Source organism: Streptomyces sp. ICC4, from assembly GCF_003287915.1.
Lineage (GTDB): Bacteria > Actinomycetota > Actinomycetes > Streptomycetales > Streptomycetaceae > Streptomyces > Streptomyces tritrimontium.
The window spans coordinates 6,305,508-6,331,626 of sequence record NZ_CP030286.1 but is presented as its reverse complement, the minus strand read 5'-3'; the positions used below and the strand labels follow the sequence as shown (position 1 = coordinate 6,331,626).

Below are 26,119 nucleotides of genomic sequence, written 5' to 3'. Positions count from 1 at the left end.
CCGCCGATCCGTGCTCTCATTTCGCCCCAGGGCTCAACGACGTGCTGCTTGGTTGCTTTGGGGAGGGCAATGTGGCGGATACCGCCATGTCCGGTGCCGGAACTACCGGGGGAGACGACCCCCTCCAGCGGGCGATATGGCGGCTGCGCTCGCGCGGCTGTTGGACCGACGCGGCGGCCCTGCTGACGCCGCACTTGCACGATGCCGGAGCCGCCGTCCAGCGGACCGCGCTGCTGGTCGAGCGCTGCCTGTTCACCGGGCAGGGCTGGGCCGAGGCCGAGGACGCGCTGCGCGTGGCCGAGGCCGTGTCCCAGGACGACGACGACCGGGGCGCGGCGGCCTGCGAGCGGGGGCACCTGGCGTACGCGGCGACCGTACTGGGCGTGCGGGACCGGGCCGACGAGGCCCGCTCCGCGCTGGGCCGGGCGGCGGCGCTGCTGTCGCCGGGGTCCCGGACCCGGCCGCTGCTGGACTTCCGGCGCGGGCTGGTCGCCGAGCACCTCGCGGACGCCCCGCAGTCGGCGCTGCCCGCCTACCGGCGGGCCCATGCGGGGGCGCTGGCCCACGGCGACACCCTGCTGCTGTCCTTCACCTGGCGGCACCTGGCCGCGCTGTCCCTCCGGGACGGGGAGGTCGCCGAGGCCCGCAAGGGCTTCGCGGAATCCCTCCGGATCCGGGAGGACCTGGGCTTCCTGGTGGGCACGGCCCCGGCGCTCGCCGCCCTGGCCGAAGCCGAGCCCGAGCCGGAGGCCGCCCGCCTCCGTGCGGAGGCCCGCCGCCTGTTCCACCTGCTGGGCGGCATCCCCACCTGGCTGGCGGACCAGCTCCACCCGACCCCCGCGGTCCCGTCCTGACCCACACCCCGCCCCGGGACCGGGCAGGGCAGGGCAGGGCAGGGCCGGCAACCCAGCCCCGCCGGCGTTTGAGGCGCGGGGGTCCGGGGGCCGGCCCCCGGCGACGGCGGTGCACCCTGCCGGTCTTCGGGCCGCGGGCGGGTGCGGGTGGTCGGCTCAGCAGGGGGTAAGAGGTGTAGAGGGGACAGCCGGGCGACCGTGCCGCGCGCGGCGTCGGTCTCCGCACCACCGGCAGGACTGCCGCCGGCCGTGCCGGGCGGCGGGGGGCGCGCTGTCAGGTACGCACCCCCGCCGCCCGGGTTCTCAGGAGGCCGTGACGCGCTTCGCGTCGGCCGGTTCGCCGCCCCAGGTGAGGGCGGCGGGGGTGCCGGACGGCTCCTCGGGGGTGGCGAGCCATCCCGTGAGTGCGCCGTCGCGGGTGACGAGGACCGCGGCGGAGCCGGCGGGCAGGTCCAGCGTCCAGCCGGTGCCGGTGCCGGTGCCGGTGCCGGTGACCTGGTCGTCGGCACCGGTGGGGTTGAAGGCTCCGATGACGCGGACGCCGTCGGGGCCGGACCGGCTCAGGAGGCGGGCTCTCCCGTGCGCCGTGGTCCAGCTCCGGACGGCCGGAGCCTGGAGCCCGGCGGCGAACGAGGCGAGGAACGCGGCGGCCGCGCCGTCGGCGGACCGGTCGGCCCGGAGCCTCAACTCGCCGGGGAGGTCGCCGTCGGCGTGCCCGGCCCGCAGCACGGCGACGGGGACGGGCGTGCCGTCGGCGGCGGGCGCCGGCTTCTCGTCGAGCCAGCCGAGCCCGAACAGCAGCCCGGAGCCGGCCAGTTGAAGGTCAACGGCTTCGGCCAGTTCCGCGAGGACCGTACGGCCGGTGCGCTGCCAGGCACCGGCCTCGGGCAGGGCCCGGTCGACGAGGACCACCGCGTCGCGGTCCAGGACGCTGCCGGTCAGCAGGGCGCCGAAGCGTTCGAGGAACGCGGCCAGCAGGCGCAGGCCCTCGGCGTTGGCCTGGTGGGAACCGGACTCGGCGAGCGGCGCACCCGGGGTGTACGGCGGTGCGTGCAGGCCGGGATCCACCCCTTCGGCGCGCAGGCCGTCGGGGTCCATGTCGACCAGGGGACCCCAGTTCTCCGTGGCGCAGGCGGTGTAGACGCTGACGGTGGTGGAGCCCAGCAGGAGGGCCAGCAGGGCGTTGAAGACGGGGGTCGCCGGCCGGGCGTAGGACTCGTCGGTCCAGGTGAACCCCCAGTTCGCCTCGGCCACGTCGGTGCCGCCGAGGAGGATCCCGGCCAGGTGGGACCCGAATGCGGTGGTCTCCCGCGCCGGATTGCCGATCCATTCGGTGTGGCCGACGAAGTACCCGGAGCCCTGGATGGCGCGCTGGCGTGCGGCCCAGGCGTCGAGCGCGGCGCGCGGTGCGGTGACCTCGGTGAGGGGGACGTTGGCCAGCCGGGCCGGGCCTTCGGGGAAGAGGGCGGAGATCCGGTCCCACAGGCCGACGATGGCGTGGCCGGACCACCGGGACCACAGCTGACGCGTGGCGCTGGTCCACCGGGAGACGTCCTGGGCGGCGAGGGCGGCCTCGTCGGGCAGGCCGCGTCCGGTGAGCCAGTGGGCGAAGGCCCGGCGGGCGGGGGGCGAGGCGTCCTGGGCGTCCACGGGGAGGTGGGCGTCCCCGCAGGTGCCTTCGTTGCCGAGCTGGAGGGCGACGACGGGACCGTCGGGGGCGGTGGCCCCGGCGACGACCTCGTCGGCGACGGCCTTCAGCCAGGTCTCGGTCTCGGCCTGGACGGCCGGGTCGAGAAGGCTGGGCAGCGGCTTGCCCTGGGAGGTGAGGACGGTGCCGTCCAGCCCCTGGTACGGGGTGTGCTCGGGGCCGCAGAGGCGGTCGGGCAGCCCGCCGAGCTGGACCTCGGCGTGGATGAAGGGCCCGGGCTTGAGGAGGACGCCCAGCCCGGCGGCGGCGGCCAGCTCCAGCAGTCCGACGACATCGCGCTGCGGGTCGGTCTTCCCGGTGAAGTCGAAGGAGCGGTCTCCCTCTCCCCCGCCGAGCGGCCCGACGGTCTCGTGGAAGCGCCACGGGAGGTAGCAGGAGACGACGTCCACGCCCAGGGCGCGCAGTTCGCTCAGGTTGGCGGCCCAGTTGGCGGGGTCGGCCCGGTAGTACGGGTACTCGCCGATGACGACGGGCCGGGTGGTGCCGGGGACGAGCGCCTCGGCGAATGAGGTGCGCCGCGTAGGACTCATGCGTCCGCCCCGGGGTGCGGAGGTACGAGGACGACCTTCAGGGCGGTGTACTCGGTGCCGGGGACGGCGGCGAGGGCCTTGAACGCCTCTTCGTGGTCGGCGAGCGCGAAGCGGTGGGTGACCACGCGCTCCAGCGGCAGCTGCCGGGCCAGCTCGACGGCCTTGGGGAAGATCATGCTGTTGTAGTCGCCGGCGCCGATGATCTGCAGGCCGCGCTGGAGCAGGGCGAGCGGCCGGACGGTGGCGGAGGCGTTGCTGTTGAAGCCCATGACGACGACGCGGCCGCGGACGGCGGCGTAGCCGATGCTCTGCTCCAGGAGGTTGCCGACGGAGTCGACGACGAGGTCGCCGCGCTCGGCGAGGGCGGGGTCGTCCGGGGTGTGGACGGTGACGCGGCCGCCGAACTCGGGGGCGTCGAAGATCTCCTGGCCGAGCCGGCCGCGTACCGGGTCGGGCTCGACGAGGAGGACCGTGGCGCCGTACAGCTGGGCGGCCATGGCGGTGACCACGCCCATGGGGCCGCCACCGACGATGACGGCGGTCTCGCCCGCCGCCAGGCGGCCGGCCTCGATGTTGTTGAGCGCGCAGGCGAGCGGTTCGACGACGACGGCGCGGTCGAAGTCCATGTCCTCGGGGACGGCGTGGCAGAAGAGCTCAGGAAGGCGGATGAACTCGGCGAAGGAGCCGTCGTAGTCCAGTCCGACCTCGGTCCCGGCCTTGCGGCCGCAGAAGTTCCAGTGGCCTTCGAGGCAGTTGGCACAGTTGCCGCAGTACAGGGTGGGGTTGACGATGACCCGGTCGCCGACGGCGAAGCGGGTGACGCCCGGGCCGGTGGAGTCGACGAAGCCGACGGCCTCGTGGCCCATGACGACACCGGTCTCGGCCGGGAACTTGCCGACGAGGACGCTGCGGTCGGTGCCGCAGATGCCGCTCTGGGTGACGCGGATGACGATGTCGTCCGCGGCCAGCGGCTCCGGCTTGGGGTGGTCGACGAGGGTGAGCGTTCGCTCCGCGGTCAGCGTCAGGGCCTTCATGATTCCTCCCTCGCGGGCGCGGCGGCGCGGCCCAGGTCCCAGCGGATGGTGTCGAGCAGCTGCTTGTGGAGTTCGGGCGTGGCGGCGGCGATGCAGGACTTCTGGTTCATCGGGCCGAGGTCCACCAGCGAGGTGCTGCCGAGGTCGTCGCCGTAGGCGTCCGTGATGACGACGCCGGCCTGCCGGGCGAGGTAGACGACGGCGGCGATGTCGTAGGGGAAGAGGTGCAGGATCGAGCCGCGGCCGACCCGCAGGAACGCTTCTTCGGTGTCCGGGTGGTCGCGCAGCACGCGGTTGCCGATGTCGACGTAGGCGTCGAGCTGGCCGGTGATGATGCGGGAGATGGAGAAGGTGCTGCTGTTGAAGACGAAGATGCCGCCGGTGTTGGCCGATTGGTCCACGAGGTGGCCGTACGCCGCGGTCATCAGGTCCATCGGGTGGCCGTTGAACTCGATCGACCAGAACATGTGGGTCGGGTCGGTGTTCCGGCTCAACCGCGGGACCGGGGTGGTGAATCCGCCGCTGACCAGGCCGGAGGCCTCGTCACCGTACAGCCAGGCGCCGCTCTTGATCTCGACCAGGCAGGCGGCGTCGACGTCGGCGAGGGTGGGCTTGCCGTCGCCGTAGGGGGCGGCCGCGATGGACACCATGCCCATCTCGAGGCCGGCCGAGGTGGGGCGGGTGCCGTCGATCGGGTCGACGACGAGGAGGATCTGCGGATCGGCGGCGAGCTCGACGTAGGAGCCGTCCTCGGTGTAGAGGGCCGCGGGGACGTGGGCGTGCTCGCGCAGGTAGTCCAGTACGGCCTTCTCGGCCACCTCGTCGACGTCGAACTGGGCGTCGCCGCCGGGCGAGTCGCCGTGGACGCTGCGCTCGCGGCCGGTGGCCTCGTAGGCGAGGAGCTCGGCGCGGACGTGCTGTCCGAGGGAGGTGAGCAGCCGCTTCATCGGGGTGTCGTCGGCCATCGGGTCATCGTCGGTCATCGGGCCAGCTCCGCGAGGAAGAGGTTCTCCAGCTTGTCGCAGATCTCCTCGGCCTGGTCCATGGTGAGGATCAGCGGCGGGCGGATCTTGAGGACGTTGCCGTAGCCGTACCGCGAGGTGCGCAGGATCAGGCCGTGGTCCATGGCCTTGGTGGCCAGGTGGTTGGTGAGCTTCACGGCGGGCTTGCCGTCGGGTTCGGCCATCTCGAAGCCGATCATCAGTCCGACGCCGCGGACGTCCACGATCTCCGGGTAGCGGCGCTTCATGTCGTTGAGGCGTTCCATGATGTAGCCGCCGGTACGGGTGACGTTCGCCAGGAACTCGGGCTTCCGCACGATGTCGAGGGTGGCGTTGGCCGCCGCGGCGGCCAGCAGGTTGGCGCCGTAGGTGAACGAGTGGTGGGCCGCGGGGAGGCCGGCGAGCCGCTCGTTGGTGATGATGGCGGCGACCTGCGCACCCGATCCGCCGAGGCCCTTGGCCGTGGTGATGGCGTCGGGTTCGACGTCGAAGTACTGGGCCGCGAACATGTGGCCGGTGCGGCCGATGCCCGTCTGGATCTCGTCGAATATGAGGGCGATGTTCTGCTCGTCGCAGAAGGCGCGCAGTTTCTGCATGTAGCCGTCCGGCGGGACGATGTTGCCGCCGTTTCCGGATATCGGCTCGATGAGTACGGCGGCTACCCGGCCGGAGCTGGCGTATTCGACGAAGTCCTCGAGCCGGTCCACGCACATCATCCCGCAGGAGCCCTCCTTCTGCCCGTAGAAGCAGCGGAAGCAGTACGGGTCGGGTACCTGGAGGCTGCCGGGGAAGAGGTTGGGGAACGGCTCGCGGCGGAACGCGTTGCCCGACATCGACGTCATCATCATCGTCTGTCCCACGTGACTGCGGAACAGCGTGATGACGTCGGACTTGCCGGTGGCCAGCTGGGCCATCTTGATGGCGCCCTCGTTGGCGGCCGAGCCGCCCGAGACCTTGGGGTGCACCTTCGTCAGGTTGTCCGGAGAGACCTCCACCAGACGCTGGACCAGGCCGTTGACCGGGTCGCTCTGATAGGAGGAGGTGATGTGGATCACCTTGTCGATCTGGTCCTTCATCGCGGCGACGACGTCCGGGTGGGAGTATCCCAGGCTCAGGTTGAACGTCGCCGACGCGCAGTCGAGGTAGCTCTTCCCGTCCTCGTCGTAGAGGTAGACACCCTCGCCCCGCGCCATTTTGTAGTCGCTGACGGGGTAATAGATGTGCTCGGTAACATCCTTGGTTTCCATCGGTCCCTCTCACAGGGGTCGTTCGAGAACGTCAAGGCACGGGCGGCGGACATACGACTCACGCCCAAATGAAAAGAAGGGGGATACGGCTTGCTGCCGGCGGGGGGCGGCCCGGATGCTTCACCCAATTCAGACGGGGATCTCACGGTGGCGCCTTCCCATTCATAAGATCACATTCCAACTCGCCCTGACAAGCGGCCTTTTGGAGATGCAGATCTCTTTCCGATGTGGACTGTCTAGCCGTGAAATGCGAGGGCGCCGGTGGAGCCGCTCAGCGAACGGGAGACCGCCGTCGCGGCGCGGGCGGCGGGCAGCCCCGCCGGTCCCAGCGCGGCCACGGCCCGCAGCGTGTGCCGGGTCGCCTCGCGCCGGGACAGGTCTGGCCAGCACAGGTCGTGCAGTCCGGACGCCGCGATCAGCGCACCCGCGGCCACCGCGTGCCGTACGGACCGGTCGGGGTCCCCCACCGAACGCCGCACCCGTCTCAGCGCCTCCGGGGGCCGCAGGCCGGCAGGTGGACCCGCGCCGCCCGGGAGGAGCACTGGACGGGAGGAGGAGGCGGCGGAGGCGGAGCAGGAGGAGGAGGAGGAGGAGGAGGAGGCGAGCGCCGCGGGACCCAGGCGTTCCACCCAGTCGGACGGCTCCCGGTCTCGGGCGGAAGCCTCGACGCGCGCCAGGAACGCGTCCAGCACCGGGTCACCGCGGCGGCCCCGCCCGGTCGGTCTGACCCGGTCGCCGGACAGGTCCAGCCGGCCGGCCAGCACGCCCTGGAGGAGCATCGCGCCGGCGAGCCCCCGGCCGGTCTCGGTCTCGCGGCGCGGCGGCGGGAAGCTGCCGTGCGCGGCGGCACACAGGGCGTACAGCTGCGCCGGCGTCGTCATGTCAACGTCGTCTCCAGTACGTCCCACAAGGCTTCTGGCGAGGTGAACACGTGCCCCTGGAGGCCCAGTCGGCATGCGGCGTCCACGTTCTCGGCCCGGTCGTCGACGAACAGGACCTCCTCGGGCGGCAGTCCGAGCTCGCGCACGCACCACTCGTAGGCGGCGGGCTCGGGCTTGGCGCTGCCGATCCGGCAGGACAGTCCGCGGACCGCGAACCGCTCCAGCCACGGGTGGGTGGCCTCGTACAGGACGGCCAGGTCCTCGGGAATGTTGGAGAGGAGGCCGAGCACGACCCCCCTGTCGGCGAGGAGGCCGAGCAGGTCCACCGTCCGCTGGTCGATCTCGCTCCAGCTGGCGAGGTCGGCGGCGGTCAGCTCATCGGTCAGCCGCAGGTCGCGGGGGATGCCCAGTTCCGCGCAGACCGCTTGCCAGTAGTCGGGCCCCGTGACCTCGCCGCGGTCGTAGGGGGGCCGCTGTGACCAGTACGCCGCCCAGAAGCGGTCGGGGTCGCCGCCGGCCGTGCGTTCCAGGGCGGCCATGGACTCGGGCGACTGGACACGTGCGATGACACCGAACATGTCGAAGAGGACGGCTTTCATCCTTCGGTTCCTCACGTTCTACGGGTTCAGGGCGTTCGGAGTGCAGAGGGTGGCGATCAGCGTTCAGAGGGTGGTGACGGAGTCCGTGCGCCCGGGGTCCGCGTGCCCGGAGTCCTTGCGTCCGGGGTCGCTCGGACCGGACACGCCACCGAGGTCGGGGGCGTTGCGGCGCAGCCACAGGCTCAGCACGCCGCAGATGACGGCGAGCAGGAACAGCAGCAGCGGCACCGTCTTCACCTCCATCGTGTCGATGACGGCACCCAGCAGGGGCGGGAACGCCACCCCGCCGATCATCGAGGCGGCGATCACATAGGCACCGGCGGCGGCCACGCCGGGCACGGCGCGGTTCAGCCAGGGCAGGCAGGTCGGGAAGATCGGCGCGATCATCAGGCCGACGCCGAAGTACGCGTACGGGGCGAAAGCCGGGACCGTCGCCAGGAGGAGGAAGCCGGCCATGCCGGCGCAGCAGACCATGAGGATCGACGGCGCGGGCCAGCGCAGGCTGATCGGCGCGGCGATGAACCGGCCGATGGTCAGGGCGGCCCAGTAGGCGGAGGTCGCGGTCGCGGCGGTGGCGGCGCCGTATCCGACGGCTTCGAGGTGGGTGGGTTCCCAGCCGCCGACACCGGTCTCGATGGCGACGTGCAGGACGTAGATCCCGATGAACACCCCGATGATCGGGAGTACCCGGGCGCCGCCTGCCGATGCGCCTTCCACGGGGGCGGGGGCGGGCTCCCTGGCGGCGACCCCGCCGAGGGTGAAGAGGATCAGCAGGCTGATCACGCCGGTGCCCACGAAGATCTCCGGGTAGCTGTCCGCCCCGAGCCAGCCGATCAGGGCGGGACCGGCGATCGCGCCGATGCCGAAGTGCCCGTTCAGCAGGTTGAGCATGGCGGTGCTGCGGCGGCCGAACCCGACGGCGAAGAGCTGGTTGAGGCCGTAGTCGATGCCGCCGAAGCCCAGTCCGATGACGAACGTGCCGGCCAGGGCGAGGGCCCAGCTCGGGGAGAAGGCGAAGACCACCGCGCCGACGGCCATGAGCAGGTACGAGCTGCCGAGCAGCACCCGGTTGTTCAGGCGGCCCCGCAGGAGGTGGTAGATCAGCACTCCGAGGAGGGCTCCGACGAAGTGCGCGCTGAGGCTCAGACCGGCCACGGCCGGACTGATGCCGAACTCGTCCCGCAGGGCCGGGATCGCCGGACCGTAGAGCGCCTGGAGGGCGCCGATCACCATGAACGCCAGGCACGAGGCGACGATCGCGACGGTGGTGAGGAGGGGCTTCCCCCCTTCTGGCAGATCGGCCTCGCTGGTGGCGGTCATCGCTCTCCTTCATCGGTCATGGCCTAATGAACACGATCGACGTTCACATCGGCAGGAAGTTCACGTTGCTGCGATCACGCTACACACCGAGAATGTTCATTTCAACAGTATCGATGTGCGAAACGCTCAGCAGGGCTCCAGCGCCCCATCTGTGCTAAAAGCAGACACATGAACGTGATGGAGAGGCACAAGTTCGTCGTGGGACTGCTCATGCGGCAGAACCGCGCGACGGTGGCCGAGCTGGCCCAGACCACCGGGGCGTCCGAGATGACCATCCGCCGGGATCTGGAGGTGTTGGAGTCCCGGGGAGCACTGCGCCGGGTGCGCGGCGGCGCCGTGAACAGCCTGCCCGGCGGCGTCGAGCCCCCCTACGCGATCCGGGCCATGTCCGGAGCGCGGGCCAAGGAGCGGCTCGGGCGCGCCGTGGTCGAACTGCTCACCGACGGCGAGACCGTCGCACTGGATACGGGCACGACGGCTGTCGCCATCGCAAAGGCCATGTCCGACCGCCAGTTCACCGTCACACCGCTTTCCCTGCACGCGGCCTTCACCTTGTCCTCGAATCCCGGCATCCAACTGGTGATGCCCGGCGGCCAGGTGCGCCCCGAAGAGCTGTCCTTTTACGGCCACGCACCCGTGCAGACCTTCAAGGACCTGTGCTTCGACACGTTCATCCTGGGCTGCTGCGGGGTCGACCCCGTCCAGGGCGCCACCGCCTACAACCTCGACGACGTACAGGTGAAGCGGGCGGCGGTCGCCTCGGCACAGCGCGTGATCCTCGTCGCGACCGCCGACAAGATCGGCCGTGCGGCGCTGGGCCGCATCTGCTCCATGGAGGAGATCGCCCTCGTCGTCACGGACGCTCCCGCGGACTCCCCCGCGGTCGAAGTGCTCCGTGACCAGGGCGTCGAGGTGGTCCACCCGGCGGACGACTGAGTCTGGGAGCCGGTCCGGCGGCTCCGGAGGGCGGGGCCGGCCGGCCGTCTGGGATGCATGGGAACGAGAACCTTCCGGTTACTGCGCGTCTTTGGATCGGCGCGCGCCCCTTCAGCATCGAGGGCGCGGCGGCCCCCGCCAATGGGGGACGACCGTCGTGTTACCGACTGTCGGAAAGACGACAGCAAGAACTTGCTGCAAGTTTCAAGCACGGGGTACGCGTTCCGGCCATCCCCGAAGGGGCATACCGTCCAGTCGGCAGGTTCGAGCCACCCGCCGAATTCCGCTGTGGCCCAGGGATGTCGCGCCGCCCTCCGGCCCGCTCCCGCACCCGGCAAGCATGGCCGATACACGTTCCCCGGTCGGCGGGCCCGGGCGGAGTCTCCTAGCATCGCGATCGCGACGGATGCGAACGAGAGGGCACCCCATGAAACGAGCCGCACTGAAACGCCCGCAGGACCGTGACCGCCCCCGGGAGCTCACCCCCGAAGAGATGGACCTCTACCGGGAGTTCGCGGAGCAGGGCCCCCTCCAGTCGAGCCAGGTGCTCACCCGGGCGGAACCCGAGACCGCGGCCCACGCCCTCGACACCCTCGACACCCTCGTCTCCACCGGCCTCGTCCAGCAGATCGGCCCCGACTGCTTCGCGGCCACCAACCCGACCGACGTGTCCGCGCAGTTGCTCAAGGAGTGGGAGGAGCGCGTACAGGGAGCCCAGCTCGACCTGCTGCGCATGCGGGGGCAGCTCGCGGAACTGGCCATCGTGCACGCTTCGCGCCACCGCACCCTGGAGGGGCCGCCGTTGGAGCTCATCGATTCGTCGGACGAACTCCGGTACATCATCGAGAGCCACTCCGCCGCTTGCACGAAGGAGCTGCTCCGCGCACAGCCGGGCGGCCCCCTGCCCGCGGCCGGGCGGCACCGCGACCGCGACCGCGACCTCCTCTCCCGCGGTGTGCTCGTGCGCGCGCTCTACCAGCACTCGGCCCGCTTCGACCCGCCGACCGTGCGGTACGAAGCCGAGCTGGCCGCTCTCGGCGCCGAAGCCAGGACGGTTTCCGGCGGCCTGGCCGGGTGCCTGGTCTTCGACCGGGCCCTGCTCGTCCTCCCCCTCCGGGAAACGGCGGGCGGGGCCGGCGGGGCACTGCTCGTCCGCAGCCCTGACCTGGTCGCCTTCGTCGCCGAGATGTTCGACGTCCTGTGGGCGACGGGCGAGCACATCGGCAAACCCCGCGAGAAGGCCTTCATCCAGGACGTCGCCGACCAGGCGAAACGCTCCATACTCCAGCACCTGATGCAGGGTGACGACGACCGCGTCACGGCCCGCGCCCTCGGCATCTCGGTGCGCACCTGCCAGCGCCATGTATCAGCGATCATGCGCCAGTTGGGCGCGACGAGCCGCTTCCAGCTCGGCTACCTGGCCCAGTTGCACGGGCTGCTCGCACCCGAGGCCCCGGAGACCGCCCGCACGAACGTCTCGACATCGATGTCAGCCCCCGGGCCCATGCCCGAGCTCATGCCCATGCCCACACCCATGCCCGCACCCGTGCCCGTGCCCGTGCCGGAAACTCCTGAGCCCCCGCGGTGCACCGAGGACAGCGGCACCTGGATCCACCTGTCAGGGGACCGCGGTACCAAGTACTCCGCGGAGCGGATCGGCCGCCTCCAGGAGGCGTACCACTGACACCTCCGGAGCCGTCCGCCAAGAGAGCCGCTCGCGACGCGGGGGCCGGTCGCCGGGGTCAGCAGCCGCCGGAACGGGCCGGGGCGCCGATGGTGAGGGTCGCCGGGGTCGCGCAGCAGCCGCCGCCGGTCTCCTCGGCGGCCTCGGGCTGGTCGAAGAGGCCCGCGCCGCCGCAGACTCCGGTCTCGGGGAGGGTGAGTTCGACGCGCTCGGCGGCTTCCCTGTCGCCGGCGAGGTGTGCGGCGATGGAGCGGACCTGCTCGTAGCCGGTCATGGCCAGGAAGGTCGGGGCGCGGCCGTAGGACTTCATGCCGACGAGGTAGACGTCCTTCTCCGGGTGCGAGAGCTCGTTCACGCCGTGGGGGTAGACGGTGCCGCAGGAGTGCTGGTTGGGGTCGATCAGCGGGGCCAGTTCGGTGGGAGCCTGGAGGCGCTCGTCGAGGTTGAGGCGGAGCTCGTCGAGGAAGGTGAGGTCGGGGCGGAAGCCGGTGAGCACGATGACCTCGTCGACGGGTTCGAGGCGGCGGCCGTCCTCGCCGACGAGGACCAGGCGGCCGTCGGTGTCGCGCTCGACGGCCTCGGTACGGAAGCCGGTGACCGCGTCCGCATGGCCGGCGTCGACGGCGGCCTTCGCGGCGAGGCCGAGGGCGCCGCGGGCGGGGAGCTCGTCGGCTTCGCCACCTCCGAAAGTGGACCCGGAGATGCCCCGTCGGAGGATCCAGGCCGCGTGGGTGCCCTGTTCGCTCTTCGCGAGGTCGGCGAGGTGGGCGAGGGCGGTGAAGGCGGAGGCTCCGGAACCGATCACGGCGGTGCGCTTGCCGGCGTACCGGGCTCGGACGGCCGGGTCCTTGAGGTTCGGGACGCGGTAGGCGAAGCGGTCGGCCGCGCCCTTCTCTCCGAGTGCGGCAAGGCCGCTGCCGCCGGCCGGGCTGGGGGTGGACCAGGTGCCGGAGGCGTCGATGACGGCGCGGGCGAAGACGCGGGCCTCGCTGCCGTCGGCCGCGGCATGGTGGACCACGAAGGGCTGGGCCTCGCGGTCGGCGTCGACGATGCGGTCGCGGCCAGCCCGGGAGACGCCGGTGACGGTCGCGTCGTAGCGGACCCGCCCGCCCAGGACGTCGGCCAGCGGCTGGAGGTAGCGCTCGACCCAGTCGCCGCCGGAGGGGTAGGTGGCGGGATCCGGCGTGACCCAGCCGGTGGGTGCGAGGAGCTTCTCGGCCACCGGGTCGACGACCTCGCCCCAAGCGGAGAACAGGCGTACGTGCGCCCACTCGCGGACGGCGCCGCCCGCCGCCGGACCGGCTTCCAGGACGAGGGGTTCGATGCCGCGGTCGAGCAGGTGGGCTGCGGCCGCGAGGCCGGCCGGACCGGCCCCGATGACGACGACGGGCAGGTCGGTGATGGCAGGCGCGTTCACGGTGGGCTCCTCGTTGTTTCGACATCCGTCGATGGCTTGCACGACCAGCGTTGCACCTGATTCGACGAACGTCAACATAGACATTCATCGAATTCTCAGGGCTTCCGCAGGCCCTGCAGGCCCTTGCCCGGGGCGGACCCGCTGCCCGCCTCGCGCGTCGGGCAGCGGGTCATCGCGCCGCGGCCGGCGCCGGCACCCCTGCTGTCCTGCCGTCCTACTGTCCTGCTGTCCTGCCGTCCTGCCGTCCCGCTGTCCTGCTGTCCTGTCCTGCTTCGACATGTGTCAACATAGACGTATGTCGAATGCGAACCTTCTGCCGCTCCTGGAAGCCGATCAGGCCATCGCGCCGTGCTGCCCGCCACTGAACGAGCGCCCCATGTCCGCGGATGAGGCGGAGGTTGCGGCGAAGATGTTCAAGGCGCTGGGTGACCCGGTCCGCCTGCGCCTGTTCTCCTCCGTCGCCTCGCACGAGGGCGGCGAGGCCTGCGTGTGCGACATCTCCGACGTCGGCGTCTCCCAGCCCACCGTCTCCCACCACCTGAAGAAGCTGAAGGAAGCCGGGCTGCTGTCCTCCGAACGACGCGGAACCTGGGTGTACTACCGCGTCGAGCCCTCCGTGCTCGCCGCCATGAGCGCCCTCCTGGCCGGTGCGGCGAAGACGGCATGACGGGGATGCGCATCACCCCGCTGCTCCCCGAGCACGCTGACGCGGTACTGGCGATCTACCGGGCCGGGATCGACGAGGGCAACGCGACCTTCGAAACCGCCGCCCCGGCCTGGGAGGCGTTCGACGCCTCCAAGCTGCCCGGGCACCGCTTCGCAGCGGTGGACGAGGACGGCACGGTCCTCGGCTGGGTCGCCGCGACGGCCGTCTCGGACCGGTGCGCATACGCGGGCGTCGTCGAGCACTCCGTGTACGTCGACCCGGCCGCGCGGGGCCGCGGCGCGGCCCGCGCCCTGCTCCAGGCTCTGATCGCCTCGACGGAAGCGGCGGGCATCTGGACGATCCAGTCCGGGATCTTCCCCGAGAACTCCGCCAGCCTCGCCGTCCACGCACGCGCGGGCTTCCGGATCATCGGCACCCGTGAACGCATCGGCCGCCACCACGGCGTCTGGCGGGACGTGGTGCTGCTGGAGCGCCGCAGCACGGTCGTCGACTGAGCGGGCGGACGACGGACGGGCGGGCGGACGGGCGAGCGGGCGGACGGACGGACGGGCGAGCGGGGCAACGGTGCGCCGCGTCAGACCGCGGGCTGACCCTGCTCGGTCGCGCCGCGCGTGGAGATGACCGCCACCAGGGCCAGGCCCACCACGGCACCCACCACTGGCGCCGATGAAGGCGGGCACGGAGGCAGGGGCGATGCCCGGGAGTGCGTACCCGCACGCCACCGAGACCCCCGCGCGGCCTCCTCCCCCGCCCCGCAGGCCTGAAGATCACGGCCCGCACCAGCCCGACACGGCGACGCGCGGGATCGGCAGGATCTGCGGGATCGGCGGCGGGCCGGTTCGACGCGATCCCCCCTCGGGGCAGGACCGCCCTCGTGGTCGGCGACGCCACGGGGCCCGGAGTCCGCGCCGCCACCCACCACGGGACAACCGCGCAGGGCCACCCGCGCCCTGGGAGACCTCGACCTCGACCCGGCCCGGGTCCTGAGCCGCCTCGACCACGTCACCGCCCACCCGGACGGGACCGCGACGACCCTCCGGTTCCTTATACAACTCCCACGCTCACCCGCTCTTCCGCCGCTCCCCGGGCTGCGCCTGGACTCCGCTCCTCACGCGCCGGAGGGGCTGGAGAGGGCGATGGCCAGGGGGGTGCGTTCGTAGAGGATCTGGTGGCCGTGGCGGGAGGAGACGAGGAGGCCCCCTTCCTTGAGGGCCTTCAGGTGGGAGGAGACGGTGGAGGGGGCCAGGGACAGGCGGTGGGCCAGCGCGGTGGTCGAGGCCGGCTCGGCCAGCGCGCACAGGACGTCGGCGCGGGCCCGCCCCAGGAGGCGGGCCAGGGCCGCCGGGGCCGGTCCCGCCGGGGCCGTCCACAGTGCGCCGATGCCCCGGGCCGGGTACACCAGGGTCGGCTGCCACGGCGGGTCGTAGCCGCCCACCACCTCCGGCCAGACGAAGGCGCTCGGCATGAGGAGGAGTCCCTGGCCGTCCAGGGAGCGGTCGTGGTGGCCCCGGCGGGCGATGGTGAGGGTCTTCCCCGACCAGCTCAGATCCGGGTGGAGGCCGTCGAACAGGGCCTCCAGCCCGCCCGCGGCCAGCCGTCGCGAGTGGAACAGGACGTCCGCCTCCAGCAGCGACCGCAGCCGGGGCCAGTGCGGGGCGACCAGCGTCCGCCAGGCCAGCTCGTACAGATCGGCCAGCTCCCGGACCGCCCGCGCCGGATCCGCCAGCATCCGCTGCCCGGCCGCGCTCTCCAGCGCGCCCGGGGTGCAGACCAGGGAGCGCCGCAGATCTTCGTGCGCGGCCCCGGGGTCGGCGGCCCGGACCCGCGCCAGCTCCTCCTCGAAGGTGACCGACGGGCCCGTCGGCGGCGGGCTGAGGAAGTCCGGGTTGTGGCCGGTGCGGGGCATCAGCAGCCACAGCGGCCGCAGGTCCAGACCGTCGGCCGCCGAGCGGATCCGGCGGAGCCAGGGCAGGTGGTAGGCCTGCCGCAGGGGCTGCTTCAGGACCCGCACCGCCTCCTGGGTCTCCCAGCGGGGCGAGATCGAGAACCGGCAGCGCATCAGGTCCGCCGGGCCGAAGCGGAAGTGGAAGGGCACGGATCCCTCCGGGGGTAGGACTGCTCGGCATGACTCGGCATGACTCGGCCGGGCCGGGCCGGGCGCCAGCCCAGGCACCAGGCTCGGCGCCAGGCGCCAGGCTCGGCCGCGCCCGGCCCGGCCCGGGACCCGGCGCCGCGGGCAGCGGTGATTCGGGCTGGGGCGAATCTCTGTCCTCCCACCCTAGGCGCCGCCAGGGTGGCCCGTATGACCACCATCGACCCGGGCGGGACCGCCGCCGCAACCGGTACCGCCCCCGAGGGAGCCGCCGGCCCCGACCCGGAGCGGGTGCCCGGCCACGCCGCCGCGGCGGGGGCCGCCGGGGTCGGGGCGCACCCCGCGGATCCCGTTCGCGCCCCCGCGCAGGAACCCGCCGGCTACCGCTCCGTCTTCCGCGTCCGGGAGTTCCGGCCCGTCTTCGCCGCGCACCTGCTGTCCGTGCTCGGCGTGGTCGTCGCCGAGATCTCCCTCACCGTCCTCGTCTTCCGCGCCACCGGCTCGCCCCTGATGAGCGCGCTCACCTTCGCCCTCGGCTTCCTCCCCTTCGCCCTCGGCGGCACCCTCCTCGCCCCGGTCGCCGACCGCCTGCCCGCCCGCCGCGTGCTCGTCGGCTGCGACCTGCTCTGCGCGGCCTGCGCGGCGGCCATGGCCGCCCCCGGCACCCCGGTCGCGCTGCTCCTCGTACTGCGCTGCGCGATGGCCTTCGTCGCGCCGCTGTTCCAGGGCACCCGCAGCGCCTCCCTCGCCGACATCCTCGGCGAGGGCGAGGCCTACGTCCTGGGCCGCTCGCTGCTGCGCATGGTGGCCCAGAGCGCCCAGCTCATCGGCTTCGGCCTCGGCGGACTGCTGCTCACCGTGCTGGCCCCGCGCGGGGCCATCGTCCTGACGGCCGCCGGCTTCCTCGGCTCCGCCCTGCTGCTGCGCCTGGGCACCCGGGACCGGCCCGCCCGCGCCGCGGCCGCCGGGCGGCGCACCTCGCCGCTCGCCGGACTGCGCTCCGTCCTGGGCGGGCGCCGGCTGCGGGCGCTCACCCTGTTGTGCTGGCTGCCGCCGCTCTTCTTCGTCGTCCCCGAGGCGCTGCTCACCCCGTACGCCGCCGGGGCCGGCGCCTCCACCGCCGAGCTCGGGCTGCTGATGTGCGCGATGCCGGCCGGCGCCATCGCCGGCGAGCTGTGGGCGGGCTCCGCGCTCACCGCCCGAACGCGTTCGCGGATCACGGCGCCGCTCGCCGCCGCGGGGCTGCTGCCGCTGCTGGTGTACGCGGTCCGGCCCGGGACGGTGCTGCTGCTGGCCGCGCTCGTGGCGGCCGGGCTGTCCCACGCGTACACCCTCGGACTCGACCAGTGGTACCTCGACGCCGTCCCCGCGGACCTGCGCGGCCGGGCGATGACGCTGCTCAGCACCGGTCTGATGACCCTGCAGGGCGTCGGCATGGCGCTGGCCGGCCTCGCCGCCGAATTCCTGCCGGTCCACACGGTGGTCACGGGCTCCGCCGTCCTCGGCACCGGGGTCGTCCTGCTGCTGCTCGCGGAGGTGCGCCGGAGCGGGGGGTCGAGGAGTGAGACGGATCCCGCCGCCAAATGACCGCCCGGTAGGGTCTGGTGCGTGCCGAAACCGCTCAGCCTTCCCTTCGACCCGATCGCCCGCGCCGACGAACTGTGGCAGCGGCGCTGGGGTCCGGTGCCCTCGATGGCCGCGATCACCTCGATCATGCGGGCGCACCAGATCCTGCTCGGGGAGGTCGACGCGGTCGTCAAGCCGTACGGCCTGACCTTCGCGCGGTACGAGGCGCTGGTGCTGCTGACCTTCTCCAAGGCCGGGGAACTGCCGATGTCGAAGATCGGCGAGCGGCTGATGGTCCACCCGACGTCGGTGACGAACACCGTGGACCGGCTGGTGAAGTCCGGGCTCGTCGCCAGGCGCCCCAACCCGAACGACGGCCGCGGCACGCTCGCGTCGATCACGGACAAGGGCCGCGAGGTCGTCGAGGCGGCGACCGGGGCGCTGATGGAGATCGACTTCGGACTGGGGGCCTACGACGCCGAGGAGTGCGGGGAGATCTTCGCGCTCCTGCGCCCGCTGCGCGTGGCCGCCGCGGACTTCGAGGAGAAGTGACGCAGGTCGCCCGGCGGCCCCGGCCGCGGAGGCGGCCCCCGTCAAGATCGTGCGCATCGGACGGCTAGGCTCGACGGCATGAAACGAAGCGTGCTGACCCGCTACCGCGTCATGGCCTACGTGACCGCGGTCATGCTCCTGATCCTCTGCTCCTGCATGGTGGCGAAGTACGGCTTCGACACCGGTGCCGACCTGACCTTCGCGGTCTCGCAGGCGCACGGTGTGCTGTTCATGATCTACCTGGTGTTCGCCTTCGACCTGGGCTCCAAGGCCAAGTGGCCGTTCGGCAAGCTCCTGTGGGTGCTGGTCTCGGGCACCATCCCGCTCGCCGCCTTCTTCGTCGAGCGCACGATCCGTGCCGAGGTCGAGCCCCTCGTCGAGGGCGGCCCGGTCGGCGCCCGCGCCTGACCCGCGACACCCGCCACCCCCCCCCGGAGACGACTCTCCGGGGGTTGGCCATCGACATTTACTAGGACGTCCTAGTAAATTCACGGGTATGGACGCTGACGCCATCGAGGAAGGCCGCCGTCGCTGGCAGGCCCGTTACGACAAGGCCCGCAAGCGCGAGGCCGATTTCACCACGCTCTCCGGGGATGACGTCGATCCCGTCTACGGGCCGCGGCCCGGCGATGCGTACGAGGGCTTCGAGCGCATCGGCTGGCCGGGGGAGTACCCCTACACCCGGGGCCTGCACGCCACCGGCTACCGGGGGCGGACCTGGACCATCCGGCAGTTCGCCGGCTTCGGCAACGCCGAGCAGACCAACGAGCGCTACAAGATGATCCTGGCCGCCGGCGGCGGCGGGCTCTCCGTCGCCTTCGACATGCCGACCCTCATGGGCCGGGACTCCGACGACCCGCGCGCGCTGGGCGAGGTCGGCCACTGCGGGGTCGCCATCGACTCCGCCGCCGACATGGAGGTCCTCTTCAAGGACATCCCGCTCGGCGACGTCACCACCTCGATGACGATCTCCGGGCCCGCCGTGCCCGCCTTCTGCATGTACCTCGTCGCCGCCGAGCGCCAGGGCGTCGATCCGGCCGTCCTCAACGGGACGCTCCAGACCGACATCTTCAAGGAGTACATCGCCCAGAAGGAGTGGCTCTTCGAACCCGAGCCGCACCTGCGCCTCATCGGCGACCTCATGGAGTACTGCGCGAACGGCATCCCCGACTACAAGCCGCTCTCCGTCTCCGGCTACCACATCCGCGAGGCCGGGGCCACGGCCGCGCAGGAGCTCGCCTACACCCTCGCCGACGGCTTCGGGTACGTGGAGCTGGGCCTCTCGCGCGGGCTGGACGTGGACCACTTCGCGTCCGGGCTCTCCTTCTTCTTCGACGCGCACCTCGACTTCTTCGAGGAGATCGCCAAGTTCCGCGCCGCCCGCCGCATCTGGGCCCGCTGGATGAAGGAGGTGTACGGGGCGAAGTCCGAGAAGACGATGTGGCTGCGCTTCCACACCCAGACGGCCGGCGTCTCCCTCACCGCCCAGCAGCCCTACAACAACGTGGTGCGCACCGCGGTGGAGGCCCTCGCGGCCGTCCTCGGCGGCACCAACTCGCTGCACACCAACGCCCTCGACGAGACCCTCGCGCTGCCGAGCGAGCAGGCCGCCGAGATCGCCCTGCGCACCCAGCAGGTGCTGATGGAGGAGACCGGCGTGGCCAACGTGGCCGACCCGCTGGGCGGTTCCTGGTACGTCGAGCAGCTCACCGACCGCATCGAGGCCGACGCCGAGAAGATCTTCGAGCAGATCAAGGAGCGCGGGCTGCGCGCCCACCCGAACGGGCAGCACCCGATCGGCCCGATCACCTCGGGCATCCTGCGCGGCATCGAGGACGGCTGGTTCACCGGGGAGATCGCCGAATCGGCCTTCCAGTACCAGCGCTCGGTGGAGAAGGGCGACAAGCGGGTCGTCGGCGTCAACTGCCACCACGGCTCGGTCACGGGCGACCTGGAGATCCTGCGGGTCAGCCACGAGGTGGAGACCGTACAGGTCCGCGAGCTCGCGGAGCGCAAGGCCGGCCGTGACGAGGCGAAGGTGAAGTCGGCGCTGGACGCCATGCTGGCCGCCGCCCGCGACGGGTCGAACATGATCCCGGCCATGCTGGACGCGGCCCGCGCCGAGGCCACGATGGGCGAGATCTGCAACCTGCTGCGGGACGAGTGGGGCACCTACACGGAGCCGCCCGGCTTCTGACGGCCAGACACCCCCTGGCCCTAAGGTGGCGGCCATGACCGGCCGCCGCCTTCCCGTTCCCGTGTACGGGGTGAGCGCCCGCGTGCTCATGCAGACCAACTGCGGGCCGTACGCGTACATCGCCGCCGACTTCGAGCCGCCCGGCCGGGACGGGCTGACCGAGGTCCTGAACGCCGTGCCGGCCGCGCTGCTGCCCGAGTTCTACGTGCCCTGCGTGCGGGCGGGCATCGTGCGCGGGCTGGACGGGGTGGCGGCCTCGGTGCTGCTCACCGACGCCCGGTTCCACGACGTGGACTCCTCCGAGTACGGCTACCGGCTGGCCGGACTGGAGGCGGGCCGCGCGGCCCTGGTGGCCTCGGGGCTGCTGCCGCCGGAGGAGGCCGACAGCCTGCGGTGGGCCGACTGGCCGGGCCGTCCCAGGCCCTGGCCGGGCCACAACCCGCGCTCGGAGGCGCTGATCCGGTCGGCCCCGGCCTGGTCCCCGGAGTTCCTGCCGCTGTCGGACGGCGGCGGGCCCGCGGTGCTCACCCCGCCGGCGCGGGGCCGGAAGGGCCGCCGGCGGAACCCTGGAGGCCGTGCATGAGCAGCGCGGTGAACGTGGCCACCCACAGCTCGTCCACCGGCTCGGAGCTGACCAGCGCGCGGTGCACGACCGTGCCCGCGATCACGTCGAAGATCAGGTCGGTGGTGCGGCCGGCGAGGGACTCGTCCTCCTCGTAGGGAAGTTCGCCCCGGGCCTGCGCCCGTTCGCGACCCAGGACGACGAGACGTTTCTGCCGGTCCACGATCGCCGACCGGATCCGGTCGCGCAGGGCATCGTCCCGGGTGGACTCGGCGACGACCGCCATCAGGGCCGTCCGGGCCTCCGGGCGCCGCAGCAGCTCCGCGAACCGGAGCACCACGTACTCGATGTCGGCCTCGAGCGAGCCCCGGTCGGGCAGTTCGAGGGAGTCGAAGAGCTCGGCCACGGCGTCCACGACCAGCTCGCTCTTGCCGGACCAGCGCCGGTAGAGCGTGGTCTTCGCGACGCCGGCCCGGGCCGAGACGTCCCCCATCGTCAGCTTCGACCATCCCAGCTCCACCAGCGCGTCCCGCGTCGCGGCCAGGATCGCGGCGTCCGCCGCCGCGCTGCGCGGGCGGCCGGTGCGGCCGGGCGGGGGCGGGGTGTCTGAGCTGGGGTTGCGCATGGCCGAGACCATACCCGCCGGTAGGGGAACCGCCGCGGGCCCCGGAGGTGTGCTTCAGATCACGGGGCGCGGGCGGGTGAAGGGAGTTACGCTACGACTCGTAGCGTAAGAGCGACAACCACGCGAAGAGCTACCGGCGCCAGGTGGGGACCCGGCGCCACAGCACGTAGAGCACGCAGAGCACGAACGGCACCGGGAGTGCGGCGGAACCGCACGCCCGGTACCGCGATCGGTTCGTTTCGGCCGATCTTTTTCGTCGGCACGCGAGCACGGGGGAGGATGTACGCATGCAGCCCAGAAACATGTCCATGAGCGGCGTCGTCGACCTCGCCGCGGTGAAGGCGGCCGCCGAGGCCAAGGCGAAGGCCGAGCAGGCCCGGGCCGAGTCGGCCCGGAAGGCCGCTCAGGGCGGCGCGCCCGCGTCCGCCGGGGCCCTCCCGCCGTCCGCGCTCGTCTTCGACACCGATGAGACCCAGTTCGAGAGCCATGTCGTCCCGCTCTCGGGCGAGGTTCCGGTCATCCTCGACTTCCGCGCCGACGGCTTCGAGCAGGGCCGCGAGCTGAGCCTGCTGCTGGAGCGGCTCACGGTCGAGGCGAACGGGCGCCTGGCCCTGGCCGCCCTGGACGCGGCGGCCAGCCAGAACCTGATCCGAGAGTTCCGCATCCAGGCCCTCCCGGCCGTGTTCGCGCTCGTCGCGGGCCAGGCGATGCCCCTGTTCCAGGACTTCGCGCCCGAGGACGAGGTCCGGGCGGTCCTGGCCCAGCTGGTGCAGGTCGCCGAGGAGCGCTTCGGGGTCATCGGCGTCGCGGTGGACCCCGCCGCCGAGGGCGCCGGCACGGGCGCACGGCCGGAATCCGACGAGGAGCCGGTCGGCCCGTACGACGCGCTGCTGGACGCGGCGGTCGAGGCGCTGGACGCCGACGACCTGGACGGAGCGGTGCGCGCCTACCAGGACGTACTGGCCGCCGACCCCGGCAACAGCGACGCCAAGCTGGGCCTGGCCCAGGCCGAACTCTTCGCCCGGGTCAAGGGCATGGACCCGCAGGCGGTGCGTACCGCGGCGGCCGAGAACCCGCGCGATCCGGCGGCGCAGATCGCCGCCGCCGACCTGGACCTCGCCGGCGGGCACGTGGCGGACGCCTTCGCGCGCCTGGTGGACACCGTACGCGTGACGTTCGGTGACGACCGCGATGCCGTACGGGTGCGCCTGCTCCAGATGTTCGAGGCCGTCGGGCCGGACAGTCCGCTCGTGACGTCGGCGCGGACGGCGCTCGCGCGCGTGCTGTTCTAGCACCGGCGCGATGCCGGTCCGGCGCTTGTCCGGCGCTCGTCCGGCGCCGGAGATTTATTGACACACAGACAAACAGCGGCCGCGCTTTGCCAAAACTTGGCAATCGCGGCCGCTGTTACTCGCAGTAAATCGAACCCCGTGATCTGTCCGGTGTGTTCACTCTTCCCCCGATCTGTCGTGGCCCTTGGTGACACCCTGTGTTGCGGCCCGACGGCAGCAGGTCTTCCTTAGGTTATCTGGCCGTTACCCGCCAGTAACGAACCCCCTTGTGCCCCGGCCGCGAATGGACCACGATCGGCGACGCTCGGTCCTTCCCGCAGAGCCGCTCATCCGGAGCCGCGGTGGAGGGTCCCCACCGGGCCGGTCGGTGGCAGTGGCACCGGCCGTGGGACAGGGGGGTCTTCGTCACGCGGCGGAGCCTGTCCCGAGGTTGCGCGAACGCGTGGCCAAGTGGTTGTCGCTCGGGGGTGAACGCCGGTGTACCGGACGCGGCTCTGCCGCGGCCCGCTCGCTTGCGCTCCTTCCCGAGGACGTAGCACTTCTCCCATCCCAGGACGGGCACCGCCCGGACCGGAGATGTACGTCCGAGAAGGAGGAACGAAATGAGTTCTCAGATTCGTGGCGGGACCAGATGGAAGCGCTTCGCGCTCGTCATGGTTCCGAGCATCGCGGCCACGGCCGTGGTCGGTGTGGGTCTGGCGCAGGGTGCCCTCGCGGCTTCCTTCGCCGTCTCGGGCCAGGACTTCAAGGTTTCGGCCGACAAGCTCGACGGTCAGAACCTGATCCAGTACGGCGGCATTGCCGAGGGTCACGACCTCAAGGGCAATGTGCAGCACCACCCGGTCACCATCTCCGGGTTCAGCCACGCCGAGATCACCAACATGTGCCAGTCGCTGGTCACCCCGACGCCGCTCGGCAACATCACGCTGAAGCTGCAGACGGGCACCAAGCCGGGCAAGCCCGCGGTGGCCGACAACATCTACCTGGATGTTGCCGAGCTCGACACCGACGCCGAGTTCACCAACCTGGACATCGGCATCGCCGTCGGCGACGCGAGCCACAAGACCAAGCCGCAGGCCGGCACGGTCGCCAGCCCGTACGCGTTCTCGCAGCGTGCGGACCGCGCGGTGCTGTCGAACGTGCGCCAGAAGGCGTGGGCGACGACGGCGGGCACCTTCAAGCTGCCCGACCTCAAGCTGCGCCTCCTCGGTGGCGACCAGCCCTGCTACCAGGACGTGAAGTAGTCGCTCCCGGTGCATAACCGGACGGGTGGGCGGTGCCGGCCGCGGCCGCCGTCGCCCGCCCGTCCGGGCTCCACATAGTTCTCAGTACCACCCGTTTCCAGGGAGCTGTTGTCCATGAACCCCCAGGCCCCGGTTTACGTGCGCGCCGAAGACGACGCCTGGCTCACGATGGTGTACTACCGCTTCCATGCGTGGAGCGGTCACCGCCCCTTCTGGGCCGGACTGGTCACGCTCATCGCCGGTTTTCCCATCGCGTACTTCCCGTACGCGGACGTCCGGCTCGGCAACGTCACCATCGCGATGGCGACGACGGCCGGTGCCGGTTCGCTGATCATCGGTGTCCTCCTCATCACGCTGGGGCTGACGCTCTGGTTCCAGCAGGGCGTACGGATCTTCGCGGGCGTCGCCTCGATCCTGCTGGGGCTCGTGTCCCTGCCGGTGTCGAACCTCGGCGGCTTCGGTCTGGGCCTCATCCCCGCCCTGGTCGGCGGCGGTCTCGCGCTGGCCTGGGTTCCGGGCAAGCCGGCGGACGAGACGGACACCGGGAACACGGCTCAGGCCGTGGACTTCGGCAAGACCGAGGCGATGGCGGGCCCCCAGGGCATCCCGGGCCCCCGTGCGACGGAAACGGCATACGCGAGCGAGACGACTGCCCATGCCGATGGCGGGAGGAACAGTGCGGGGTGACGAAACGCAGCGGGGCGAGGCCCCGGGTGCGGAGTCCCGTGAGAGGAAGGGCCCGCGCCACGCGGCGCCCAGGAAGTCGCTGCTGACCAAGTTCCACATACCCGTCGGCAAGACGATGGCGCTGGCGGCGATGCCGACCGCGGTCTTCGTCGGCATGGGAATGGCGCCGAAGCTGGCCGTGGCCGACGAAAAGGAGATCCCCTTCGCGCCCGGACCGTGCGTGACGCGGTCCGACGAGCCCGCGGAGTCCGCCTCCCCGTCGCCGTCGAAGACGCCTTCCAAGACCCCGTCCAAGACCCCTTCGAAGACCCCGGAGACGACGCCCTCACCGGGCAAGTCGCCCACCGCGGTGCCTTCCCCGACTGCCAGCCCCTCGGCGTCCAAGCCGGCGGCGAAGCCCACGGACAAGCCCGCCGAGAAGCCGGCCGCCCAGCAGGCCGAGGCTCCGGCGGCACCCGCCGCGGCGGCCAAGGCCACCAACCCGCTGGACCCGCTGGGCGTCGGCGACGCGATCAAGGGCTTCTTCGACGAGCTCGGCAAGCCGCTGCGCAACGATCCCGACGCGCCCGCCCCGACCACGCCCGCCCCGACGGCCCCGAAGCCGGCGGACAAGCCCGCGGCCACCGCGCCGGACCCGGCCGCGGACGCGATCCGCGACGCCGCGAAGCGGGCGGGCGCCGAGGTCTCGGAGCTCTCCGACGAGGTCAAGGACACCGAGGCCACGCCGAAGGACGAGACCGGCGGCGCCGAGGACGAGGACAAGGCTGAGGACAAGGACAAGGACAAGGCGTCGGACGGGAAGGACGCGGACGGGAAGCAGCCCTTCCCCTGCCCGACCCACGACGCCAAGGCCCTGGCCGACGCCGAGCTGGAGCAGGGCATCCCGCTCCTCCCCGACGAGCCCTGGTACCTCGACAGCTCGCTGCTGACCCTCTACGGCCTGGACTACGAGGGCATCGTCGAGGTGAAGACGGCGGGCGGCAAGACCAAGAAGGTCCTGAAGTTCACGGCGGACTCGCTGGACATCAAGGACCTGTACCAGACGGTCGGCAAGGGCTCCCAGGTCGCGCACCTGAAGTCCCGTCCGGGTTCGACCTCGAAGATCCGCGGGGCCAAGGTGACGATGTACACCGAGAGCCTCACGGGCAACCTCTTCGGGCTGATCCCGATCGAGTTCACCCCGGACAGCCCGCCGCCGCTGAACGTCCCCTTCGCGTTCTTCACGAATGCCAAGGTCGTCCAGGCCGGCCAGTTCGGCGGCACCCTGACCGTGCCGGGCCTCAAGAACTACATCGGCCCGGCCGAGTAAGCGCGTACGGCCTCGCGCGGCCGCACGCACCGAGGGCGGCACCCCGGATCCTTCGTGGATCCGGGGTGCCGCCCTCGGTCTCTGTGCGGCAGAGTTTCAAGCGGTGCGGTCGCGG

24 protein-coding genes are annotated in these 26,119 nt (G+C 72.1%); 14 read left to right on the top strand and 10 right to left on the bottom strand.

Annotated elements, in window-relative coordinates; all coding sequences use genetic code 11:
* The first annotated feature begins 71 nt into the window (after positions 1-71).
* Complete coding sequence (locus DRB89_RS29570) at positions 72-854, top strand: hypothetical protein (RefSeq protein ID WP_112463483.1); 783 nt, start codon at positions 72-74, stop codon at positions 852-854.
* Between the two features lie 303 nt (positions 855-1,157).
* Here the strand turns inward: DRB89_RS29570 and DRB89_RS29565 are convergent, their stop codons facing one another.
* From DRB89_RS29565 to DRB89_RS29535, 7 genes are all read right to left on the bottom strand, one after another.
* Positions 1,158-3,092 carry a beta-galactosidase gene (locus DRB89_RS29565; protein ID WP_112451299.1) on the bottom strand — a complete coding sequence of 645 codons (1,935 nt, stop codon included), beginning with the start codon at positions 3,090-3,092 and terminating at the stop codon, positions 1,158-1,160.
* Complete coding sequence (locus tag DRB89_RS29560) at positions 3,089-4,126, bottom strand: alcohol dehydrogenase catalytic domain-containing protein (protein WP_112451298.1); 1,038 nt, start codon at positions 4,124-4,126, stop codon at positions 3,089-3,091. Before DRB89_RS29560 ends, DRB89_RS29565 begins: the two co-directional genes overlap by 4 nt.
* A complete protein-coding gene (locus DRB89_RS29555; RefSeq protein ID WP_239516386.1) occupies positions 4,123-5,109 on the bottom strand; it encodes an inositol monophosphatase family protein in 987 nt (328 codons plus the stop codon). Before DRB89_RS29555 ends, DRB89_RS29560 begins: the two co-directional genes overlap by 4 nt.
* Complete coding sequence (locus DRB89_RS29550; protein ID WP_112451297.1) at positions 5,106-6,374, bottom strand: aspartate aminotransferase family protein; 1,269 nt, start codon at positions 6,372-6,374, stop codon at positions 5,106-5,108. The genes DRB89_RS29555 and DRB89_RS29550 overlap by 4 nt, the downstream gene beginning before the upstream one ends.
* 236 nt (positions 6,375-6,610) lie before the next feature.
* Positions 6,611-7,255: a GPP34 family phosphoprotein gene (locus DRB89_RS29545; protein WP_162688782.1), complete on the bottom strand. Its 645-nt coding sequence runs from the start codon at positions 7,253-7,255 to the stop codon at positions 6,611-6,613.
* On the bottom strand, positions 7,252-7,854 hold the full coding sequence (locus DRB89_RS29540; RefSeq protein WP_112451295.1) for an HAD family phosphatase: 603 nt from the start codon (positions 7,852-7,854) through the stop codon (positions 7,252-7,254). Before DRB89_RS29540 ends, DRB89_RS29545 begins: the two co-directional genes overlap by 4 nt.
* A 63-nt stretch (positions 7,855-7,917) precedes the next feature.
* On the bottom strand, positions 7,918-9,174 hold the full coding sequence (locus tag DRB89_RS29535; protein ID WP_112451294.1) for an MFS transporter: 1,257 nt from the start codon (positions 9,172-9,174) through the stop codon (positions 7,918-7,920).
* Positions 9,175-9,342: 168 nt separating this feature from the next.
* Between DRB89_RS29535 and DRB89_RS29530 the strand changes: the two genes are divergently transcribed.
* Together DRB89_RS29530 and DRB89_RS29525 are read left to right on the top strand one after the other, a co-directional pair.
* Positions 9,343-10,110, top strand: a complete 768-nt coding sequence (locus tag DRB89_RS29530; RefSeq protein WP_112451293.1) for a DeoR/GlpR family DNA-binding transcription regulator — start codon at positions 9,343-9,345, stop codon at positions 10,108-10,110.
* Positions 10,111-10,537: 427 nt separating this feature from the next.
* Positions 10,538-11,794 (top strand): helix-turn-helix transcriptional regulator, encoded by a 1,257-nt coding sequence (locus DRB89_RS29525; RefSeq protein WP_162688781.1) that lies wholly within the window; start codon positions 10,538-10,540, stop codon positions 11,792-11,794.
* A 58-nt stretch (positions 11,795-11,852) separates the two neighbouring features.
* Here the strand turns inward: DRB89_RS29525 and DRB89_RS29520 are convergent, their stop codons facing one another.
* Positions 11,853-13,211, bottom strand: a complete 1,359-nt coding sequence (locus DRB89_RS29520; RefSeq protein ID WP_112451291.1) for an NAD(P)-binding domain-containing protein — start codon at positions 13,209-13,211, stop codon at positions 11,853-11,855.
* Between the two features lie 295 nt (positions 13,212-13,506).
* Here DRB89_RS29520 and DRB89_RS29515 point away from each other — a divergent pair, with 295 nt between their 5' ends.
* Together DRB89_RS29515 and DRB89_RS29510 are read left to right on the top strand one after the other, a co-directional pair.
* Positions 13,507-13,878 (top strand): metalloregulator ArsR/SmtB family transcription factor, encoded by a 372-nt coding sequence (locus DRB89_RS29515; RefSeq protein ID WP_112451290.1) that lies wholly within the window; start codon positions 13,507-13,509, stop codon positions 13,876-13,878.
* The gene (locus DRB89_RS29510) at positions 13,875-14,372 is read left to right on the top strand and encodes a GNAT family N-acetyltransferase (protein WP_112451289.1); all 498 of its coding nucleotides are present in this window, start codon (positions 13,875-13,877) and stop codon (positions 14,370-14,372) included. The genes DRB89_RS29515 and DRB89_RS29510 overlap by 4 nt, the downstream gene beginning before the upstream one ends.
* Before the next feature lie 614 nt (positions 14,373-14,986).
* On the opposite strand, the gene DRB89_RS29505 is transcribed toward DRB89_RS29510, so the two are convergent.
* On the bottom strand, positions 14,987-15,973 hold the full coding sequence (locus tag DRB89_RS29505) for a DUF5937 family protein (protein ID WP_112451288.1): 987 nt from the start codon (positions 15,971-15,973) through the stop codon (positions 14,987-14,989).
* 207 nt (positions 15,974-16,180) lie between these two features.
* Here DRB89_RS29505 and DRB89_RS29500 point away from each other — a divergent pair, with 207 nt between their 5' ends.
* The 5 genes from DRB89_RS29500 to DRB89_RS29480 all read left to right on the top strand — a co-directional run bounded on the left by DRB89_RS29500 (position 16,181) and on the right by DRB89_RS29480 (position 20,868).
* Entirely contained in the window at positions 16,181-17,557 is a 1,377-nt protein-coding gene (locus DRB89_RS29500) for an MFS transporter (RefSeq protein WP_112463482.1), read from the top strand.
* 21 nt (positions 17,558-17,578) lie between these two features.
* Positions 17,579-18,088: a MarR family transcriptional regulator gene (locus DRB89_RS29495; protein ID WP_112451286.1), complete on the top strand. Its 510-nt coding sequence runs from the start codon at positions 17,579-17,581 to the stop codon at positions 18,086-18,088.
* Between the two features lie 78 nt (positions 18,089-18,166).
* Positions 18,167-18,496, top strand: coding sequence for a DUF3817 domain-containing protein (locus DRB89_RS29490; protein WP_112451285.1), 330 nt, complete (start codon positions 18,167-18,169; stop codon positions 18,494-18,496).
* An 88-nt stretch (positions 18,497-18,584) separates the two neighbouring features.
* On the top strand, positions 18,585-20,285 hold the full coding sequence (locus tag DRB89_RS29485; RefSeq protein WP_112451284.1) for a methylmalonyl-CoA mutase family protein: 1,701 nt from the start codon (positions 18,585-18,587) through the stop codon (positions 20,283-20,285).
* A gap of 34 nt (positions 20,286-20,319) precedes the next feature.
* Complete coding sequence (locus DRB89_RS29480) at positions 20,320-20,868, top strand: hypothetical protein (RefSeq protein ID WP_112451283.1); 549 nt, start codon at positions 20,320-20,322, stop codon at positions 20,866-20,868.
* Here DRB89_RS29480 and DRB89_RS29475 read toward each other — a convergent pair.
* Positions 20,810-21,472, bottom strand: a complete 663-nt coding sequence (locus DRB89_RS29475; RefSeq protein WP_112453846.1) for a TetR/AcrR family transcriptional regulator — start codon at positions 21,470-21,472, stop codon at positions 20,810-20,812. The genes DRB89_RS29480 and DRB89_RS29475 overlap by 59 nt on opposite strands.
* 287 nt (positions 21,473-21,759) lie before the next feature.
* Between DRB89_RS29475 and DRB89_RS29470 the strand changes: the two genes are divergently transcribed.
* The 4 genes from DRB89_RS29470 to DRB89_RS29455 all read left to right on the top strand — a co-directional run bounded on the left by DRB89_RS29470 (position 21,760) and on the right by DRB89_RS29455 (position 26,004).
* Positions 21,760-22,764, top strand: a complete 1,005-nt coding sequence (locus tag DRB89_RS29470) for a tetratricopeptide repeat protein (RefSeq protein ID WP_112451282.1) — start codon at positions 21,760-21,762, stop codon at positions 22,762-22,764.
* Positions 22,765-23,366: 602 nt separating this feature from the next.
* The gene (locus tag DRB89_RS29465) at positions 23,367-24,008 is read left to right on the top strand and encodes a DUF6230 family protein (RefSeq protein ID WP_112451281.1); all 642 of its coding nucleotides are present in this window, start codon (positions 23,367-23,369) and stop codon (positions 24,006-24,008) included.
* A gap of 114 nt (positions 24,009-24,122) precedes the next feature.
* Positions 24,123-24,695, top strand: coding sequence for a DUF6114 domain-containing protein (locus DRB89_RS29460; RefSeq protein WP_112451280.1), 573 nt, complete (start codon positions 24,123-24,125; stop codon positions 24,693-24,695).
* Positions 24,685-26,004 carry a hypothetical protein gene (locus DRB89_RS29455; RefSeq protein ID WP_112451279.1) on the top strand — a complete coding sequence of 440 codons (1,320 nt, stop codon included), beginning with the start codon at positions 24,685-24,687 and terminating at the stop codon, positions 26,002-26,004. The genes DRB89_RS29460 and DRB89_RS29455 overlap by 11 nt, the downstream gene beginning before the upstream one ends.
* Positions 26,005-26,119 lie beyond the last annotated feature (115 nt).

Bases quoted from the DNA above. Each gene is read 5' to 3' on its own strand.
- DRB89_RS29565 (WP_112451299.1), bottom strand. From the start codon at position 3,092: ATGAGTCCTACGCGGCGCACCTCATTCGCCGAGGCGCTCGTCCCCGGC.
- DRB89_RS29560 (WP_112451298.1), bottom strand. From the start codon at position 4,126: ATGAAGGCCCTGACGCTGACCGCGGAGCGAACGCTCACCCTCGTCGAC.
- DRB89_RS29555 (WP_239516386.1), bottom strand. From the start codon at position 5,109: ATGACCGACGATGACCCGATGGCCGACGACACCCCGATGAAGCGGCTG.
- DRB89_RS29550 (WP_112451297.1), bottom strand. From the start codon at position 6,374: ATGGAAACCAAGGATGTTACCGAGCACATCTATTACCCCGTCAGCGAC.
- DRB89_RS29545 (WP_162688782.1), bottom strand. From the start codon at position 7,255: ATGACGACGCCGGCGCAGCTGTACGCCCTGTGTGCCGCCGCGCACGGC.
- DRB89_RS29540 (WP_112451295.1), bottom strand. From the start codon at position 7,854: ATGAAAGCCGTCCTCTTCGACATGTTCGGTGTCATCGCACGTGTCCAG.
- DRB89_RS29535 (WP_112451294.1), bottom strand. From the start codon at position 9,174: ATGACCGCCACCAGCGAGGCCGATCTGCCAGAAGGGGGGAAGCCCCTC.
- DRB89_RS29530 (WP_112451293.1), top strand. From the start codon at position 9,343: ATGAACGTGATGGAGAGGCACAAGTTCGTCGTGGGACTGCTCATGCGG.
- DRB89_RS29525 (WP_162688781.1), top strand. From the start codon at position 10,538: ATGAAACGAGCCGCACTGAAACGCCCGCAGGACCGTGACCGCCCCCGG.
- DRB89_RS29515 (WP_112451290.1), top strand. From the start codon at position 13,507: ATGTCGAATGCGAACCTTCTGCCGCTCCTGGAAGCCGATCAGGCCATC.
- DRB89_RS29510 (WP_112451289.1), top strand. From the start codon at position 13,875: ATGACGGGGATGCGCATCACCCCGCTGCTCCCCGAGCACGCTGACGCG.
- DRB89_RS29500 (WP_112463482.1), top strand. From the start codon at position 16,181: ATGACCACCATCGACCCGGGCGGGACCGCCGCCGCAACCGGTACCGCC.
- DRB89_RS29490 (WP_112451285.1), top strand. From the start codon at position 18,167: ATGAAACGAAGCGTGCTGACCCGCTACCGCGTCATGGCCTACGTGACC.
- DRB89_RS29485 (WP_112451284.1), top strand. From the start codon at position 18,585: ATGGACGCTGACGCCATCGAGGAAGGCCGCCGTCGCTGGCAGGCCCGT.
- DRB89_RS29480 (WP_112451283.1), top strand. From the start codon at position 20,320: ATGACCGGCCGCCGCCTTCCCGTTCCCGTGTACGGGGTGAGCGCCCGC.
- DRB89_RS29475 (WP_112453846.1), bottom strand. From the start codon at position 21,472: ATGCGCAACCCCAGCTCAGACACCCCGCCCCCGCCCGGCCGCACCGGC.
- DRB89_RS29470 (WP_112451282.1), top strand. From the start codon at position 21,760: ATGCAGCCCAGAAACATGTCCATGAGCGGCGTCGTCGACCTCGCCGCG.
- DRB89_RS29465 (WP_112451281.1), top strand. From the start codon at position 23,367: ATGAGTTCTCAGATTCGTGGCGGGACCAGATGGAAGCGCTTCGCGCTC.
- DRB89_RS29460 (WP_112451280.1), top strand. From the start codon at position 24,123: ATGAACCCCCAGGCCCCGGTTTACGTGCGCGCCGAAGACGACGCCTGG.